This window comes from Rhizobium sp. L51/94 (assembly GCF_019355555.1).
Lineage (GTDB): Bacteria > Pseudomonadota > Alphaproteobacteria > Rhizobiales > Rhizobiaceae > Rhizobium > Rhizobium rhododendri.
Genome location: NZ_CP072141.1, coordinates 633560 through 649351, shown reverse-complemented (window position 1 = coordinate 649351; position 15792 = coordinate 633560). Strand labels below are relative to the sequence as shown.

At 60.7% G+C, this 15792-nt stretch carries 16 protein-coding genes, 1 tRNA gene and 1 pseudogene; 8 read left to right on the top strand and 10 right to left on the bottom strand.

Features of this window, described 5'->3' with window-relative positions; all coding sequences use genetic code 11:
* Window positions 1–13: 13 nt before the first annotated feature.
* Together rpmA and rplU are read right to left on the bottom strand one after the other, a co-directional pair.
* Complete coding sequence (rpmA, locus tag J5274_RS03150; RefSeq protein WP_142824524.1) at window positions 14–283, bottom strand: 50S ribosomal protein L27; 270 nt, start codon at window positions 281–283, stop codon at window positions 14–16.
* A gap of 30 nt (window positions 284–313) precedes the next feature.
* Window positions 314–631 (bottom strand): 50S ribosomal protein L21, encoded by a 318-nt coding sequence (gene rplU, locus J5274_RS03145; protein WP_111222079.1) that lies wholly within the window; start codon window positions 629–631, stop codon window positions 314–316.
* Between the two features lie 293 nt (window positions 632–924).
* Here rplU and J5274_RS03140 point away from each other — a divergent pair.
* Window positions 925–1014: transfer RNA gene (locus tag J5274_RS03140), tRNA-Ser, on the top strand.
* Between the two features lie 188 nt (window positions 1015–1202).
* Here J5274_RS03140 and J5274_RS03135 read toward each other — a convergent pair.
* On the bottom strand, window positions 1203–2207 hold the full coding sequence (locus tag J5274_RS03135; RefSeq protein WP_142824553.1) for a Tim44 domain-containing protein: 1005 nt from the start codon (window positions 2205–2207) through the stop codon (window positions 1203–1205).
* Window positions 2208–2371: 164 nt separating this feature from the next.
* A complete protein-coding gene (locus tag J5274_RS03130; protein WP_142824554.1) occupies window positions 2372–4672 on the bottom strand; it encodes an FdhF/YdeP family oxidoreductase in 2301 nt (766 codons plus the stop codon).
* A 247-nt stretch (window positions 4673–4919) separates the two neighbouring features.
* Here J5274_RS03130 and J5274_RS28715 point away from each other — a divergent pair.
* A pseudogene (locus tag J5274_RS28715) lies at window positions 4920–5111 on the top strand (cold-shock protein); the annotation flags it as partial.
* A gap of 212 nt (window positions 5112–5323) precedes the next feature.
* Entirely contained in the window at window positions 5324–5824 is a 501-nt protein-coding gene (locus J5274_RS03120; protein WP_224127913.1) for a regulatory protein RecX, read from the top strand.
* Between the two features lie 22 nt (window positions 5825–5846).
* Here the strand turns inward: J5274_RS03120 and J5274_RS03115 are convergent, their stop codons facing one another.
* Window positions 5847–6122, bottom strand: coding sequence for a hypothetical protein (locus J5274_RS03115; protein ID WP_142824557.1), 276 nt, complete (start codon window positions 6120–6122; stop codon window positions 5847–5849).
* 317 nt (window positions 6123–6439) lie between these two features.
* Here J5274_RS03115 and J5274_RS03110 point away from each other — a divergent pair, with 317 nt between their 5' ends.
* The 3 genes from J5274_RS03110 to J5274_RS03100 all read left to right on the top strand — a co-directional run bounded on the left by J5274_RS03110 (window position 6440) and on the right by J5274_RS03100 (window position 11509).
* Window positions 6440–8662: a cation:proton antiporter gene (locus tag J5274_RS03110; protein ID WP_142824558.1), complete on the top strand. Its 2223-nt coding sequence runs from the start codon at window positions 6440–6442 to the stop codon at window positions 8660–8662.
* A gap of 82 nt (window positions 8663–8744) precedes the next feature.
* Window positions 8745–9899 carry an HlyD family secretion protein gene (locus J5274_RS03105; protein WP_224127850.1) on the top strand — a complete coding sequence of 385 codons (1155 nt, stop codon included), beginning with the start codon at window positions 8745–8747 and terminating at the stop codon, window positions 9897–9899.
* Window positions 9900–9901: 2 nt separating this feature from the next.
* On the top strand, window positions 9902–11509 hold the full coding sequence (locus tag J5274_RS03100; protein ID WP_224127853.1) for a DHA2 family efflux MFS transporter permease subunit: 1608 nt from the start codon (window positions 9902–9904) through the stop codon (window positions 11507–11509).
* Between the two features lie 21 nt (window positions 11510–11530).
* Here J5274_RS03100 and J5274_RS03095 read toward each other — a convergent pair whose 3' ends face one another.
* The 4 genes from J5274_RS03095 to J5274_RS03080 all read right to left on the bottom strand — a co-directional run bounded on the left by J5274_RS03095 (window position 11531) and on the right by J5274_RS03080 (window position 14103).
* Window positions 11531–12493 (bottom strand): sensor domain-containing diguanylate cyclase, encoded by a 963-nt coding sequence (locus J5274_RS03095; RefSeq protein ID WP_224127856.1) that lies wholly within the window; start codon window positions 12491–12493, stop codon window positions 11531–11533.
* Window positions 12494–12690: 197 nt separating this feature from the next.
* Complete coding sequence (locus tag J5274_RS03090) at window positions 12691–12909, bottom strand: hypothetical protein (RefSeq protein ID WP_142824559.1); 219 nt, start codon at window positions 12907–12909, stop codon at window positions 12691–12693.
* Window positions 12910–13119: 210 nt separating this feature from the next.
* A complete protein-coding gene (leuD, locus tag J5274_RS03085; RefSeq protein ID WP_142824560.1) occupies window positions 13120–13725 on the bottom strand; it encodes a 3-isopropylmalate dehydratase small subunit in 606 nt (201 codons plus the stop codon).
* 147 nt (window positions 13726–13872) lie between these two features.
* The gene (locus J5274_RS03080) at window positions 13873–14103 is read right to left on the bottom strand and encodes a hypothetical protein (RefSeq protein ID WP_142828761.1); all 231 of its coding nucleotides are present in this window, start codon (window positions 14101–14103) and stop codon (window positions 13873–13875) included.
* 113 nt (window positions 14104–14216) lie between these two features.
* On the opposite strand from J5274_RS03080, the gene J5274_RS03075 reads away from it, so the two are divergent.
* A complete protein-coding gene (locus tag J5274_RS03075) occupies window positions 14217–15125 on the top strand; it encodes a CoA ester lyase (RefSeq protein ID WP_142828763.1) in 909 nt (302 codons plus the stop codon).
* The gene (locus J5274_RS03070) at window positions 15122–15328 is read left to right on the top strand and encodes a DUF1737 domain-containing protein (protein WP_142824563.1); all 207 of its coding nucleotides are present in this window, start codon (window positions 15122–15124) and stop codon (window positions 15326–15328) included. The genes J5274_RS03075 and J5274_RS03070 overlap by 4 nt, the downstream gene beginning before the upstream one ends.
* An 8-nt stretch (window positions 15329–15336) precedes the next feature.
* Here the strand turns inward: J5274_RS03070 and J5274_RS03065 are convergent, their stop codons facing one another.
* Window positions 15337–15774: a metallopeptidase family protein gene (locus tag J5274_RS03065; RefSeq protein WP_111222066.1), complete on the bottom strand. Its 438-nt coding sequence runs from the start codon at window positions 15772–15774 to the stop codon at window positions 15337–15339.
* Between the last annotated feature and the right edge of the window lie 18 nt (window positions 15775–15792).

Sequence of the window (15792 nt, the reverse complement as noted above, 5' to 3'; positions counted from 1 at the left end):
AACGCTTCCGGCTTTATTCTGCTGCTTCGGCTTTCGGCATCACGGATACGTACACGCGGCCATTGGCCTTGGTGCGATAGGCGACGTTACCGGGAGTGAGCGCGAAGATCGTGTGGTCCTTGCCGAGGCCGACATTGGCGCCCGGATGCCACTGCGTGCCACGCTGGCGCAGAATGATATTACCTGCAATCACAGCTTCGCCGCCGAACTTCTTCACGCCGAGACGCTTGGATTCGGAATCACGACCGTTGCGCGACGAACCGCCTGCTTTTTTATGTGCCATGGGATTTCTCCTTTAAACCTGTCCGTGATCTTAAACGGCAGCGACGATGTCGGTGATGCGGACAACCGTGTGATGCTGACGATGACCGCGCGAACGCTTGGAATTCTGACGACGACGCTTCTTGAAGGCGATGACCTTGCGGGCGCGGTTGTGTTCGACAACCTCAGCCTTGACGGTTGCGCCGACAACGAAGGGCGCGCCGATGGAAGCGTCGGCGCCGACGCCGATCATCAGGACTTCGTTAAATTCTACGATATCGCCGGCGATGACGTCGAGCTTCTCGATGGTCAGCACGTCGTTTGCTGCCACACGGTACTGCTTACCGCCGGTCTTGATGACTGCGAACATTGGTTATCCTTTCATGTTCGTTCCGGCTCTCCCGCTTTGGGGGCCGTCTTTTTATCAGTCGACATTGAGCAGGCGAGGCGGGCCTTGTGCCCGAACCGGCCTGCCGGTGATGCTTGCGCGGAACGCGGAAGCGCAAAGGGAGCGGACTTCTCCGCACCTATTGGATCGGGCACATACGCGAGGGGTCAAATTGTGTCAAGGCAAAAGGGTGAAAAGCTTCGACTTTCACCCTTGCCATCCGGACTTTCTATCGGTATGAGGACGGCGCGCTTCACAGCGTCAACCGGTTCCGCGGAGAGGTGGCAGAGTGGTTGAATGTACCGCACTCGAAATGCGGCGTGCCTGCAAGGGCACCGTGGGTTCAAATCCCACCCTCTCCGCCAATTCCTGATTTGGATTCCGCCATCTTTAGCGGCTATCTGCGGTAGCTCGCATTATTTTCCAGTTTTTTTGCTGATGTGCTCACTAAAGAGATTGGCGTGTGTCACTCACAGGCCATTGCACGTTATCGCAATTTTCTGCCGATGCTCATGCGGCCGGGATTGATCCCCGGCCGCGATCGCAGTTCGCCTTAGTGCCTTGCAGGCTCAGTGCCCTGGATGGCGGAGAGGAGCCATTCGGTGCCGGGTTTGCGGGTGAAGGTCCAGAGTTCGGTGGATTCGCTCGGGTTGCGGTCGTCGCCGTCGACGAGCTTGCCGCTGTTGCGGTCGACCATGGCGTCGATGCTGGAATAGCGCATGGCGAGGGTCGCATAGTCGACACCATTTTCGCGCCATGCTTCGGATACGTCGCCCTGCAGCAATTTCACCTGCGATACAGTGTTGCGGACGCCGTTGGTGGCGTTTTCGCCAAGTTCTTCGGCCAGATAGGACATCGCTTCAGGCGTCGTCAGGGCGCGGATGGCGCCATAGTCCTCGGCGCCGTAGGCGGTCTGGATCTTGGTCAGCAGGGCCTCGAAGCGGCTGTAGTCGGTTGGCGACAGGCCGATTTCGTCGCTCGGCTTGGCCGAGGTCTTCGGCGCGGCGTTGCCGGAACCGTAGCCTGAAGCTGAGCCGCCCAAGGTCGGAATGCGGAAGGACGGCGTCATTGGCGACGGGCCGGCATAGGCGTTGCCTGCCGACGGTGAGGCTGCACCCTGCCGGCGATTGGCGAAGAAGCGCATCGCAAGCATAATCAGGCCGCCCACGATGGCGATCTGCAGAAGCATACCGAGGAAGCCGGCAGCACCGCCAAAGCCGTGGCCGAGGAACATGCCGAGCAGGCCGCCGATGGCAAGGCCGCCGAGCAGCGAGCGGCCGAAGCCACCGAACATTCCGCCGGTGCGGGGCGCGTTGACGCCAGGCTGCGGCTGAAATTGCGGCGAGGTCTGGGGTGTCATCGAGCGCTCGATCGGCGCGGCAGTGGTCGGGGCCGTGCTGGTGGCTGGCGGCGCCGTATAGGTGCGGGTGCCTCTGCTTCCGAAGCTCATGCCGCCGCCGGCGCGCCGGGCATCCGCATCACCGATGGTAGCAAAGACGCTGGCCGCTGAAACGACGGCGATAAGAGCGAATTTGGCGAAACGCGAGGCAGCGGACATTGCTTCTCCTATGAGGCACGGAACTGTGACGTTCCTCATATAGGGACTGCAGATCACAGTTTTAAGCTCTCCCGGCGATTCTCCTTGCGGGGATCTTTTTGTGACTTCCATCCCCACTGTCCCCTGCTGCGGGCCAGTCGGGATGGAAAGCCTTGCCCGTGTGGTCAGACGGCGCGACGCACCTCGACCGGCACCCCCTTATAGGCCGGAGTACCGGACTTCCGGTCGTAATGGCCAAGCGCGATGACGCTGTTCATTTCCGGGTAATAGCCGGCCACCGAGCCCTTGGGGATATCGTAGGTGACGACGGTAAAGCCACGCACCGTCTTGCCGGCCGACGGGCTTTCGTTCGGATAGGGGGCCGCGATAATATCGATCTTGTCGCCTTCCGTGAGGCCACGTGCGGAAAGGTCGTCCTTGTTCATGAAGACGACATCCCGCCTGCCGAACACACCGCGATAGCGGTCGTTCATGCCGTAGATGGTGGTGTTGTACTGGTCGTGGCTGCGCAGGGTCGTCAGCACCAGCACGCTATCGCTGGACAGGCGCGGATCCTCATCGACGCCGGGGGCAACGAGGAAGGTTGCCTTGCCGCTTTCGGTCTTCCATTGGCGATAGCTTGCTGGAATGTCGAGGCGAAAGCCGCCCTTGACGCGGACGCGGGCGTTGAAGTCGTGGAAATCCGGGAAGACAATCGCAATCTTGTCGCGGATGCGGTCGTAATTCTCGATCATGCCGTCCCAGTCTATGCCGTAGCGATCTCCGAGGGTCGCCTTTGCCATGCCGGCAACGACGGAGGGTTCGGAGCGCAGGTGCTCGCTTGGTGGATTGAGGAAGCCCCGTGAGGCGTGCACCATGGACATCGAGTCCTCGACGGTCACCGATTGCGGCCCGGATTTCTGGGTGTCGAGGTCGGTACGGCCGAAGACCGGCAGCAGGATCGAGGTCTTTGCCAAGAGCAGATGCGAGCGGTTGAGCTTGGTGGTGATGTGGACCGCCAGATCCAGCTTGCGCATGGCAGCGAAGGTGGCATCGGGATCGGGCATGGCGACGGCCAAGTTGCCGCCGAGGCAGATCAGCGCCTTCGACCTGCCGTCGCGGATTGCCTCGACGGCTTCGACGGCATTGTGCCCCTTGTCCATGGTCGGGCGGAAGCCGAAGGCACGCTCGATGCCGTCGATCAGCGGCTTGGTCGGGATCTCGGTAATACCGACGGTGCGGTCGCCCTGGACGTTGGAATGGCCGCGCAGCGGACAGATGCCGGCGCCCTCCTTGCCGATATTGCCGCGCAGCATCAGGAAGTTGGCGAGTTGCTGGACATTGGCGGTGCCGTTGGCGTGCTGGGTTATGCCCATGCCGTAGCAGAGGATGACCTTTTTGGCATTGAGGTAGACATCGACCGCGCTCTCGAGCGCTGCCCGCGTCAGGCCGGAGCTCTCGAGGATGGTGTCCCAGCTGGTGGCGTCGATATCGGCTTTCAGAGCTTCCAGGCCAACGGTGTGGGTCTCGATGAATTCGCGATCCAGCACGCCCGTTCCGCCGGCGGCGAGGTCTGCGGCATCGCGCTCGAAGATCGATTTCATCAGGCCCTTCAGGGCAGCCAGGTCGCCGCCGGTGCGGACCTGGTGATAGGCGGAGGCGATCGGCGTCGAGGAGAAGGTCGCCATCTCTACCGGGCTTTGTGGCGATGCGAATTTCTCCAGCGCCCGCTCCTTCAGCGGATTGAAGACGATGATCGGTACGCCACGACGGGCTGCCTCATGCAGCGTTCCCATCATGCGGGGGTGGTTGGTGCCGGGATTGTGGCCAAAACTGAAGATCGCGTCGCAGTGGTCGAAATCCTCCAGCGTCACCGTTCCCTTGCCGACGCCGATCGATTTCGGCAGTCCGACGCTGGTCGCCTCATGGCACATGTTCGAGCAGTCGGGGAAATTGTTGGTGCCGTAGGCGCGCACAAAGAGCTGGAACAGGAAGGCAGCCTCGTTCGAGGCGCGGCCCGAGGTGTAGAATTCGGCCATGTGCGGATCAGGCAGCTTGTTCAGTTCGGCGCCGATCAGGCGGTAGGCTTCGTCCCATTCAATCGGCACATAGCGGTCGCTGTCGCGGTCGTAGACCAGCGGATGGGTCAGCCGGCCGGCGCCTTCCAGCTTGTGGTCCGTCCAGTGCCAGAGATCGCTTACGCTGTTGTCGGCAAAGAAGCTGGGACCGACGCGCTTTGCCGTCGATTCCCAAGTGATGGCCTTGGCGCCGTTTTCGCAGAATTCGAACGAGGAGGTGTGTTTCGGGTCCGGCCAGGCGCAACCCGGACAATCGAAGCCATCGGGCTGATTGGCTTTCAGCAACGTCGTCGTGCCTTGCGCCACAACCTGCTGCTGGGAGAGCGTCTTGGCGACGGCGCGTAATGCGCCCCAGCCGCCGGCCGGCGCGTCGTAGGTTTCGATGCCTTCGGGACGCTTCTTGCTCACGGTGCTTCCTCTTCCTCGTCGATGGTTCTACAGGCGATCTCCGCCGTATTCGAAGCATTATAGTTGAGCTCTGACGAAGGACCAGTCACGAAGCGGCGACCGCGCACCCGCAACCGACGTATTTCTTGTGCCGGATAGTAACAATAATCGCGGTTACTCGGGGCTTCAAACGGTCATGGCGTTGAATTTTGCCGGCCGTAGTGCCACTATGGGTTAAATGATTTGCAGCGAATGAGGAAAGCCGGATTTGGCCACGGGCAAGGTGAAATGGTTCAACGTAACCAAGGGCTATGGTTTTATCACGCCGGACGATGGCAGCGCTGATGTCTTCCTGCATTTGCGGAAAATCGAGGAAGCCAAGTTGCCGCCCCTCGAACCCGGCACATCCCTGGAATACACATTGGGCGACAAGAACGGCAAGGTCTTCGCCGAGAACCTGGTGATGATCGCGCCGCCTGCTCCTGTTGCCAAGGTCGAGGCTCCCGTGCAGCAGAAACGCAGCCCTACCCCTGTTGTTGTTCAGGAAATCGATGCCGACGCGGAATTCGAGCGCGAATGGGGTCTGCGGCGATTCTGATCGAATTTCCGAAGGCCAGGGCGCGTCCACCGGAAGTCCCCGAAGAGGACCAGGGTTCAGTCCCAACGCCCCGGATGCTGGCGTGGACGCGCAATGCAACGCTCTCCCGTCTCGAGCGGCGGATGATGACGGAAAAAGAGCTTTCCGAAGCTATCGTCAAAAAAGCCAAGGCGAAATTCGAAGACATCACAGGCGACCAACTGCGTGCAATTTCCGCTGCGGCAGTCGCGTTGGCCTATGAACAGAAGGCGCTGGATGACGGCGCCTATGCCCGCCAGAAGACGGATGCTGCCGTGCGCAACGGCAAGTCGAAGCGGTTCATTGCGCAGACGCTCTCAGCAAAGGGTGTGGATACGGACGTCGCTGCTTCGGCACTCAAGGATACCGACGATCTCTATGCGGCTGTGGTCTTTGCCAGAAAGCGCGCCTTCGGCCCGTACCGGCGGGGAGAGGCCGACGACAAGCGCAAGGCCAAGGAGCTATCGGCGTTCGCCCGTAACGGGTTCGGCTTCACGATCGGCAATGCGGTCTTCGAGATGAGTGCAGACGAAGCCGACGCCATCCTGGCAGGCTGACGGCGTCGCTTCGGACATCTGCTTATTCCTCTTCGCCGGCGCCGGCAGCGTCTTCATCCAGCAGGTTCTGCGCCAGTTCGCTGATGGCGACTTCTGCCTCTTCAAGCGACCAGCCGACGGCCTCGGCGCTTTTCGCCAGGGCCGCCAATGCAGGAGACATGGTGCCGCCGGCAGCGGCGACCACCGTGTTGGACTGGACGCCGGCGATTTCCATGAACGCCTTTTCCAAAGCCTCCTGGCAGTCGATATCCCTGTCGCGATATTTTCCTTCGCGTTGCGGCTTGGCGAGCGGGTTCATCTGGTCTCCGATCCTGTCTGTGCAAGCGCCGATTTAGGCTTCGGGCAGCCTCTATGCAAGGGTGTCTCTCGCGGCTGCGGCTTTGATGCGCGGTTCCGGTCGGCGGGCCGGCGCCGGCAGTCATCAACGCCAGCGGAAGATTACCGGGTTGATTTTTCTGGATACGACCCATCTGCAAGGCTAATGCCAGGGAACGCGGCGTCCCATCCGACGTTGCTGGCAGACATAGCGAGGCTTTCTTATTGATACGTTTCCCCAGATTATCCGACCTCTCCCGAAATCGCATTCTACAGACAGCGGCAGCGGCCTGCTTCTTCATGGCGCCCGCAACTGCATTTGCTGAAGAGGGCGCCAAGGGAGGCGCGTCGGAAAGTCTGTTCCTGATCCAGATCGTCATCCTCGTGGTCGTCGGCCGCCTGCTCGGCGAGGCCATGGTGAGGATCGGCCAGCCATCGATCATGGGGCAGATCATCGGTGGCATCATTCTCGGCCCTTCGATCCTCGGCCAGATCTGGCCAGATGCCCAGGCGCATATCTTCCCGACGTCTCCCGAACAGAAGAGTATGACGGATGCCGTGGCGCAGCTCGGTATCCTGTTCCTGCTGCTGCTGGCCGGTATGGAAACCGATCTCGGGCTCGCCAAGCGGCTGCGGCGGGCAGCCCTCGGCGTGTCGCTGACCGGTATTGCCGTGCCGTTTGCCGCCGGTTTCGCGCTGGGGCAGCTTATCCCCGCAGAGTTCCTCCCGGATGCCAGCAAGCGGCTGGTGACGTCGCTGTTTCTCGGTACTGCGCTATCGATCTCGTCGGTAAAGATCGTCGCCTCCGTCGTTCGCGAGATGGACTTCATGCGCCGGAACATCGGTCAACTGATCGTCGCCTCGGCGATCATTGACGATACGGTCGGCTGGGTGATCATTGCCGTGACCTTCAGCCTGGCGGAAAAGGGTGCCGTCGACCTGCCGACGCTCGCCAAGGCGGTCATCGGCACGCTGGCCTTCATGGCCTTCAGCTTTACCATCGGCCGAAAACTGGTGTTCGAGATCATCCGCTTCACCAATGACCGGTTCCGCAGCGACCTGCCTGTGCTGAGTGCGATCATTGCCATCATGGGCGGCATGGCGATCATCACCAATGCTATCGGCGTCCACACGGTACTTGGCGCTTTCGTGGCCGGTATCCTGGTCGGCGAATCGCCGATACTGACGCGCCAGATCGACGAGCAGCTGCGGGCGCTGACGACGGCGTTGTTCATGCCTGTGTTTTTCGGGCTTACCGGCCTGCATACCGACCTCAGCGTGCTCGGCGATCCCTCGACGCTGATGCTCGCCGTCGGACTGATCGTCATTGCCAGCCTCGGCAAGTTCGGTGGTGCCTTTGCCGGCGCCAAGATCGGCAAGTTTTCGAATGCCGAAGCGCTGGCGCTCGGCTGCGGCATGAACGCGCGCGGCTCGACGGAAGTGATCGTCGCCACTATCGGTCTCTCCGTCGGCGTCCTCGACGAGCGACTGTTCTCGGTCATCGTCGCCATGGCCGTGGTGACGACCATGGCAATGCCGCCGACGCTGCGCTGGGCACTGGCGCGTCTGCCGATGCGCGACGAGGAGCGCGAGCGGCTGAAACAGGAGGAATTCGAGGAGCGCAGCTTCCTGCAGAAATTTGAACGGATCCTGCTGGCGATCGACGTTTCCGCGAGCAGCCATCTGGCCGCGCGCATTGCCGGCCATTTCGCTGCGGTGCGCAAGACACCGGTGACGGTGCTCGACATCATCGGCGAGGAGGCTCCGGCGGCAAAGCCGGAAGCTGCCGGCGATAGCGATCCGAAGGCAGCCGTCGCCCGGGCCGAGGAGGGGGCAGAGCGCGTCAAGGCTGCGGCCGACGACGCGGTGGCAACGACCACCGATCCGCACCAGCCGGAAACTACCGACATCCATATCACTACGAAAATCAAGGATGCCAACCTGCGCAAGATCCTCGGCGAGGGTGCGGAGAAGGGCCACGACCTGTTGTTCATCGGAGTCGAGCCGACGGTCGATACTGCCGGTGGCTTCCACGAGCAACTGTCGGTCATGACATCGGCCTTCAGGGGAACGACGGCGATCGTGTCCTCGCGGGGCGAACTGCCGGTCGACAAGAATTTGCGCATCCTGGTGCCGATCAGCGGCACGGAACGTTCGACGCGCGCCGCCGAGCTTGCTTTCGTCATTGCAAAGGCGACGGAGTGCCAGATTTCGGTGCTTTATATCCGCGAACCGCAGCAGATCCGCTCGCTGCCGCGCGTCAGTGACGCCAGCAATGCCCATGTGGCCGCGTTCAAGAAGATCGACGAGATCGCTCTCTACAACGGGGTCAAGGTCCGCAAGATCGTTCAGGAAGGGGCCGCGCCCGAGCTGTCGATCCTTCGCCATGCGCGCAAGGGCGATTACAACCTCATCGTGCTCGGTGTCAGCCGCAGGGCAGGGGAGCGGCTTTCCTACGGCGCAATTGCCGATACCCTGCTGGAAGCTGCGGACCGGTCCTTCGTGTTTTTCGAAACCGAGTAAGGCGGGTCCGCGGATTCGATTGGGAACCTAATGATTTCGTCGACGTTTGAAGCCCATTCTTCACAATCTCAGGAATGTCACGTTGGACAACAACCCGCACGCTCCGACCAGCCGCGCCGCGAGGCCTGAAGACGCAGTCGAGGACGACGCAGACACGAAGGCCGCAGACGACACAGAGCAGCAGGATGAGGAGAAGAAACCCTCTGTCCTCCGCCGCCATCCGTTCATCGTGCTGCTGGTGATCGTCGCCATCATCCTTTTGGCTATCGGCAGCTACGTTTATTGGCTCATCTACGTGCATCCCTACGAGACGACGGACGACGCCTTTGTAGACGCGCGCAGCTTTTCAGTCGCCGCCAAGGTCTCGGGCTATGTCTCCGAAGTGCCGGTCACCGATAACCAGCACGTCAACGCCGGCGATGTCATCCTGAAGATCGACCCGCGAGACTACCAGATTGCTCTCGATCAGGCGAAAAGCCAGATCGACGTGTCGAATGCTGCGATTGCCAGCGCCGATGCGCAGATTGCCGCCAGCGCGGCATCGATCGACCAGCAGAAGGCGCAGCTTGCGTCGGCAGCGGCAGCCCTGCAATTTGCCAGGGACGAGGCCACCCGGCAGGACCAGCTGCTGAAATCAGGCGCCGGCTCGCAGCAGACCCAGCAGCAGGCAACATCGACCCTGCGCCAGAACGAGGCCAACCTTGCCCAGGCGCAGGCAAGCGTCACCTCTGCGGTCAAGAACAAGGTCGCATCCGAGGCACAGCGCGCCAGCGCCGTCGCCGACCTCCATCAGGCCGAGGCTCAGGTCGAGACAGCCGAGCAAAACCTCAAATATACGACGATCTCGGCTGCTCAGCCCGGCCGCGTCGTCCGTCTCAGCGGCTCAAAAGGCCAATATGTCCAGGCGGCACAGGCCGTCGCCATGTTCGTGCCGGACGAAATCTGGGTCACGGCCAATTTCAAGGAGACCCAGCTTACCGACATGCGTCCGGGCCAGCCGGTGGATGTCACGATCGATGCCTATCCGGATCACGTGCTCAAAGGCAAGGTAGCCTCAGTACAGCCCGGCTCGGGCACCGCCTTCTCGTTGCTGCCGGCTGAAAACGCCACCGGAAACTACGTCAAGGTGACGCAGCGCGTACCGGTCAAGATCCTCGTCGACAGCTGGCCGGCGGATGTCTCGATCGGCCCCGGAATGTCGGTCATTCCGGTCGTCACCGTTCGGCCGAGGCACTGACGGTGAGCGCCGCTACTACCGCCGGCGGAGCGGCTGAGAAGTCTTCACCGGTCGTCAATCCGTGGCTGATTGCGATGGTGGTGTCGCTCGCCACCTTCATGGAGGTGCTGGACACGACGATCGCCAACGTAGCGCTGCGCTACATCTCGGGCGGCCTTGCGGTCAGCTCCGATGAGGCATCCTGGGTGGTGACGACCTATCTGGTGTCGAATGCCATCGTGCTGGTGGCCAGCAGCTTTATCGCCAAGCGCTACGGACGCCGGCGCTTCTATCTCGCCTGCCTCGCCGTCTTTACAATCTCCTCCATTCTGTGCGGACTGGCGTGGAATCTCGAATCGCTGCTGCTCTTCCGCATGATCCAGGGTTTTGCAGGAGGCGGCATGGTGCCGATTTCGCAGTCGATCCTGGCTGACTCCTTTCCGCCGGCCAAGCGCGGGCAGGCCTTTGCGCTGTTCGGCGTGGCTGTCGTTGTTGCCCCGGTCGTTGGCCCGACGCTGGGGGGATACCTGTCTGATAATTTTTCCTGGCACTGGTGCTTCCTGATCAACGGTCCCGTCGGCGTGCTGGCTCTCGCCCTGGTCTATATGCTGGTGAAGGAGCCCGAAAAGCTCCGCAAGGAGCGGGCCGAGATGCGAAAGAAAGGTATCCGCTTCGATATTATCGGCTTCCTTCTCGTGGCCACCTTCCTCGGCGCTCTCGAAATGGTGCTCGACCGCGGCCAGACGGAAGACTGGTTCGATTCGAACTTCATCGTCGTCACCACGTCTCTTTGCGCAACCGCGCTTCTGGCGGCTATTCCGTGGCTGCTGACAAAGCGAAATCCGGTGATCGACGTCGGACTGCTGGCCAGCCGGCAATTCGGCTCCTGCTTCATCGTCATGTTGGCGACCGGCGCCATCCTCATTGCCACGACCCAGTTCATTCCGCAGGTGCTGCAGGAGAACTTCGGCTATACCGCCACCTGGGCCGGGCTTGCCCTGTCGCCCGGCGGCGTGGTTACGATGATGATGATGTTCGTCTGCGGCCGTCTGGCGACTAAGGTCCAGCCGCGATACCTGATCGCCATCGGCGGCGGCATCATCGCTTTTGCCATGTGGTATATGACGAGGCTCTACGCCGATCTCAACTTCGGTTTTTTCGTCTGGTCGCGTATGTATCTCGGGCTCGGTTTGCCACTGATCTTCATCCCGATCACATCGGCCTCATACGACGGGTTGCGACCAGATCAGACGGACCAGGCGTCCGCGCTCATCAATGCAGCCCGCAATACCGGTGGTTCCATCGGCGTATCGATCGCCTCCAATGTCCTTGCGCATCGGGAGCAATTCCATCAGAGCCGGCTGATCGAGGGGGTGGTCCCCTCGGATCCCGGCTATACCAGCACGCTGCAGTCGGTCACCCAGTATTTTGTTGACCGGGGCTCCAGCATGGTGGATGCGCAATCGCGGGCGCTAGCCTGGATCAGCACGCAGGTTCAGAACCAGGCGAGTTATCTCGCCTATATCGACGTCTTCCATACGTTGATGGTGATTTCACTCTGTGTCATTCCGCTGGCGCTGATCCTGCGCAAGATCGACCTGACCGGCGGGGCGCCGGCCGGCGGCCATTGATTATCGAGGGGTTGGTGCCGCTTATCGCGCGCGCGCGATTGGTGATACCGGCGTCAGGATCTGACCGGAGCAGACGACCGCAACGCGTTGCTCCGTCGTCTTGGCAAGGTACATGAACTCATCTGCCCGCTTGACGAAGGAGGCGGGATCGTCGTCGGCGCCGAGAAATGCGACGCCGACCGCAGCGCCGGTATCGGTGACATGCCCTTCAATGGCGATAGGCTTGAAGACGCGCTCCATGGTTTCGCGGATTGTCTGCGGTAATGTCGATGCGGTGGCCAGATCGGCCTCGATCAGTATTGCGAACTCATCGCCGCCGATCCTGGCGATAAAGTCGTTGGCGCGGGAGTGCTCGCGCAAACGGGCAGCTATAATTCGCAAGACCTCGTCGCCGGCGCCGTGGCCCAGCCTGTCGTTGACTGCCTTGAAACCGTTCAGATCAATGAAGGCAAGAGCCAGGATATTCCTAGTCGGCCTATTTTCGTTGAGATGGTCGGCGATCACAGCGTCGAAGCTGGCCCTGTTCGGAAGTCCCGAAAGAGCATCCGTCAAGGCCGACGCCTTCAGGGCGTTCTCGATCTCGCGTTGCTGCCGGACGCGCGATGAGACGTCGACAATGACTTCGACATCGAAGGAGACGCCGTTGACGACAGTGCGCTGGGCCGAGATCAGCGTCGGTATCGTCGTGCCGTCGACATGAACGATATCGACCTCTTCGAGCACATAGCTGCCTTCTTCCGCCAGCAACCGATGACGACGGTCGCGCGCAGGGCTATCGATCGCCGATCCTTCGGAAATGAGCTTCTTTCCCCGGATCTTGTCCCAGTTGAGACCCGTCAGCCGAAGATAGGCGTCATTGACCTTCGCATAGCTGGAAGTTCGTGTGTCACTGGTGGTAATCGCCATTGCGATGGGAGCCAATTCAAACATCCGCACCAGCATCGAAGCTAGCACGTCTGGTGGAATTATTTCGTCCTCGTCCATGGCCAGCCCCGGGATTTTCGTGGATGCGGCGACCCTATTTTGAAAGCCTTAAGGCATAGCTAAAATACACGTGATGGCTATAGACAGCAATGAGCTTATCTCAATGGGCGGGGTGCTGTGAGAGTGCTTTGCCAGATTATGCGGCGGGATCACCATCTGGCCGCTTGTTCACTGCCTTTGTTATGGTTTTGGCGTTTTCAGGAATGAAGCCCGCGGTTCGGTTTCTCGTCTTCGCGGCCGAAATTGTGAGCATCGACAAGAGCTTCAATGATCGCCAGGGTCAGTCGGACAACCTTCTGCTCCTTCGTCCACCGAGGGTGGTCGCAGGTCGATTCGATAATGTCGAATCCCTGGTCGGCAACGATTGCTTCGGCCCGATCGAGTGCCCAGCCGGTAAAGTTCTTGGAACTATTCATTTTTTATTCCCGATAACACACAGCTATCCGCAGCGGAGCGAGCGGTAAGGGATTCGAGCAAAGAAACCGTTAAGCCGCCCACCGGCTGGTCCCCGCCACTTGTGCCAGAAAGATCCACTCTGGTGCCGGTGAAGGGAGCGGGTGGTGCCCGGAAAAAGCACAAAAAAGCCGGGCAACTGGCCCGGCTTGGATATATCTGCTTCTAAACGATCAGGCCCAGGGATGGGCGACGGCGTTGGACTTTTCGAAGCGGTCGATGGCCGCTCCCTTTTCCAGCGTCAGGCCGATGTCGTCGAGGCCGTTCAGCAGGCAATGGCGCTTGAAGGGGTCGAGATCGAAGGTGATCGAGCCGCCGTCAGGACCGGTGATTGCCATGTTTTCGAGATCGACCGTCAGGACAGCATTGGAGCCACGCGAAGCGTCGTCCATCAGCTTTTCCAGGTCTTCCGGCGAAACCGTGATCGGCAGAATGCCGTTCTTGAAGCAGTTGTTGTAGAAGATATCGGCAAAGCTCGTGGAAATGACGCATCGAATACCGAAATCGAGCAGCGCCCAGGGAGCATGCTCGCGCGACGAGCCGCAGCCGAAGTTGTCGCCGGCAACCAGGATCTTGGCGTTCTGATAGGCTGGCTTGTTCAGCACGAAATCCGGATTCGGCGTACCGTCATCCCGGTAGCGAGCCTCGGCAAACAGGCCGACGCCGAGGCCGGTGCGTTTGATAGTCTTCAGATAATCCTTCGGGATGATCATGTCGGTATCGACATTGACGACCGGGAGAGGTGCCGCGACACCCGTCAGCTTCACGAACTTGTCCATGGAAATTCCTGCCTACGATTTCGCCGCATCAACGAATTTTCCAGCCAATAGAGCAAATTGGGCAGGAAATGAAGAAAAATATCGTGAAGATTTCGCCACGCTATGACGAGAGGGTGATGGCGAGAGTGGACGAGGGAGCGTCAGCGATCAGAGATCGATAATTGTGCCGCGGCCGTCGTTCCATATACGCATCGGCTTTGCGCCATTTGCGGTGGCGCGAACAGGCACCGGCTTGGCGCGGGTCGATAGCACGCGAACAGCGAGGAAGACGGTCAGAATGGCAGCAAAGACCAGCGTCAGGGAAACTGTGAGTAGGGCCAGGCCTGCAAAGATTGCTACGCCTGTGAGGGCAAGAAACAGCGAACGGATATTCTTCATGGCTTTGGGACCCTTTCTCTGCAGCCAATGTGGCCCCAGACCCGCTGCTATGCAAGAGGAGAGTGGCTTTTTGTTGTCTTGCCTGCTGCGACAAAGATTGGCAGAAGTCGTCTATGAGCCGTTCTCCGCACACCCGTTCCGCGCGCCTTCGCCGTTCCGTCCTCAGCGTGCCGGCGATCAACCGCCGGGCGCTCGAGAAAATCCACGATCTCGATTGCGATGCGGTGATCTTCGATCTGGAAGATTCCGTTGCCCCGGAGCGTAAAGCAGAAGCGCGGGACAATCTGCGTGCCTTCTTCGCCGGGCCTAAACCTCCCGGCAAGGAACTGATCATCCGGATCAACGGGCTCGATTCCGTGTTCGGCAAGGCCGACCTGGACCTCGTACTGGCGCTACAGCCGGATGCGGTGTTGCTGCCCAAGGTCGACGAACCGCAGGATATCATGGCGGTCGGCGACCGACTGGCCGATGCCGACGCGCCGGAGGAGCTGCGCATCTGGGCAATGATCGAGACGCCAAGGGGCATTCTCAATGTTGCCGCCCTTGCCGAATTCGGCCGGACAGGCGGTTCCAGGCTCGATTGCTTCGTCGTCGGACTGAACGATCTGCGCAAGGAAACCGGCGTTCCGGCACTGCCAGGACGGACTTACCTGGTGCCCTGGCTTATGCAGGTAGTGCTGGCCGTGCGCGCCTACGGGCTCGACGCGATCGATAGCGTTTTCAACGATTTCAAGGATTTGTCCGCATTCGCCGATGAATGCGCCCAAGGTCGGGCCATGGGGTTTGGCGGCAAGATGCTGATCCACCCGGCCCAGATCGATGGCGCCAACCGTCACTTCGGCCCCGATGAGGCCGCTGTCGCGCAGGCGCGGAAGATCATTGCGGCGTTTGCGGATCCGGCCGCTGCCGGGCTCAACGTCATCGATCTCGACGGGCAGATGGTCGAGCGGCTGCATCTTGTCGAGGCGGAGGGACTGGTCCATAAAGCCGATCTCATTGCAGACCGAAAGACGTCGTCATGAAACTCTATCGCTTCCTCACCGGTCCGGACGATTCCGCCTTCTGTCACAAGGTATCGGCGGCCCTTTCCAAGGGCTGGGTGCTATCGGGTTCGCCGACCTATGCCTTCAACGCCGCAACCGGCGTCATGCAGTGCGGCCAGGCCGTGGTGAAGGATGTTCCGGGCAAGGATTACGATCCAGAGATGAAGCTCTCGGAGCAGTAGAGCGGGCGTCAGCGATCCGTGGCTTCCTCGGCGCTGGCCTCGATGCGTTCCATATCGTCATCGCTGAGGCCGAAATGGTGGCCGATTTCGTGGATCAGGACGTGGGTGATGATATCGCCCAGCGTCTCGTCGTTCTCGGCCCAGTAATCGATGATAGGCCGGCGATAGAGGCGGATGCGGTTGGGCATCTCGCCGGTCTCTACCGTAAAGCGCTCGGAAATGCCGCGGCCTTCGAACAGGCCGAGCAGGTCGAAGGGCGTTTCCAGCGCCATGTCATCGAAGATCTCGTCATCTGGGAAATCCTCGACCTCGATTGACAGGTTGCCGGTCAGCGCGCGGAATTCCTCCGGCAGATGGCCGTAGGCTTCGGCAGCGAGCGATTCGAATGCGCTGATTGTCGGCGCGTGGCGATCCCGCCAATCGTCGCTCTGGTCAATGCGGGCCATGATCTCATTCCCTTCTTT

Bases quoted from the DNA above. Each gene is read 5' to 3' on its own strand.
- leuD (WP_142824560.1), bottom strand. From the start codon at position 13,725: ATGGACAAGTTCGTGAAGCTGACGGGTGTCGCGGCACCTCTCCCGGTC.
- J5274_RS03110 (WP_142824558.1), top strand. From the start codon at position 6,440: ATGGCGCCCGCAACTGCATTTGCTGAAGAGGGCGCCAAGGGAGGCGCG.
- J5274_RS03070 (WP_142824563.1), top strand. From the start codon at position 15,122: ATGAAACTCTATCGCTTCCTCACCGGTCCGGACGATTCCGCCTTCTGT.
- J5274_RS03090 (WP_142824559.1), bottom strand. From the start codon at position 12,909: ATGAATAGTTCCAAGAACTTTACCGGCTGGGCACTCGATCGGGCCGAA.
- J5274_RS03075 (WP_142828763.1), top strand. From the start codon at position 14,217: ATGAGCCGTTCTCCGCACACCCGTTCCGCGCGCCTTCGCCGTTCCGTC.
- J5274_RS03120 (WP_224127913.1), top strand. From the start codon at position 5,324: ATGCTGGCGTGGACGCGCAATGCAACGCTCTCCCGTCTCGAGCGGCGG.
- J5274_RS03135 (WP_142824553.1), bottom strand. From the start codon at position 2,207: ATGTCCGCTGCCTCGCGTTTCGCCAAATTCGCTCTTATCGCCGTCGTT.
- rplU (WP_111222079.1), bottom strand. From the start codon at position 631: ATGTTCGCAGTCATCAAGACCGGCGGTAAGCAGTACCGTGTGGCAGCA.
- rpmA (WP_142824524.1), bottom strand. From the start codon at position 283: ATGGCACATAAAAAAGCAGGCGGTTCGTCGCGCAACGGTCGTGATTCC.
- J5274_RS03080 (WP_142828761.1), bottom strand. From the start codon at position 14,103: ATGAAGAATATCCGTTCGCTGTTTCTTGCCCTCACAGGCGTAGCAATC.
- J5274_RS03095 (WP_224127856.1), bottom strand. From the start codon at position 12,493: ATGGACGAGGACGAAATAATTCCACCAGACGTGCTAGCTTCGATGCTG.
- J5274_RS03115 (WP_142824557.1), bottom strand. From the start codon at position 6,122: ATGAACCCGCTCGCCAAGCCGCAACGCGAAGGAAAATATCGCGACAGG.
- J5274_RS03065 (WP_111222066.1), bottom strand. From the start codon at position 15,774: ATGGCCCGCATTGACCAGAGCGACGATTGGCGGGATCGCCACGCGCCG.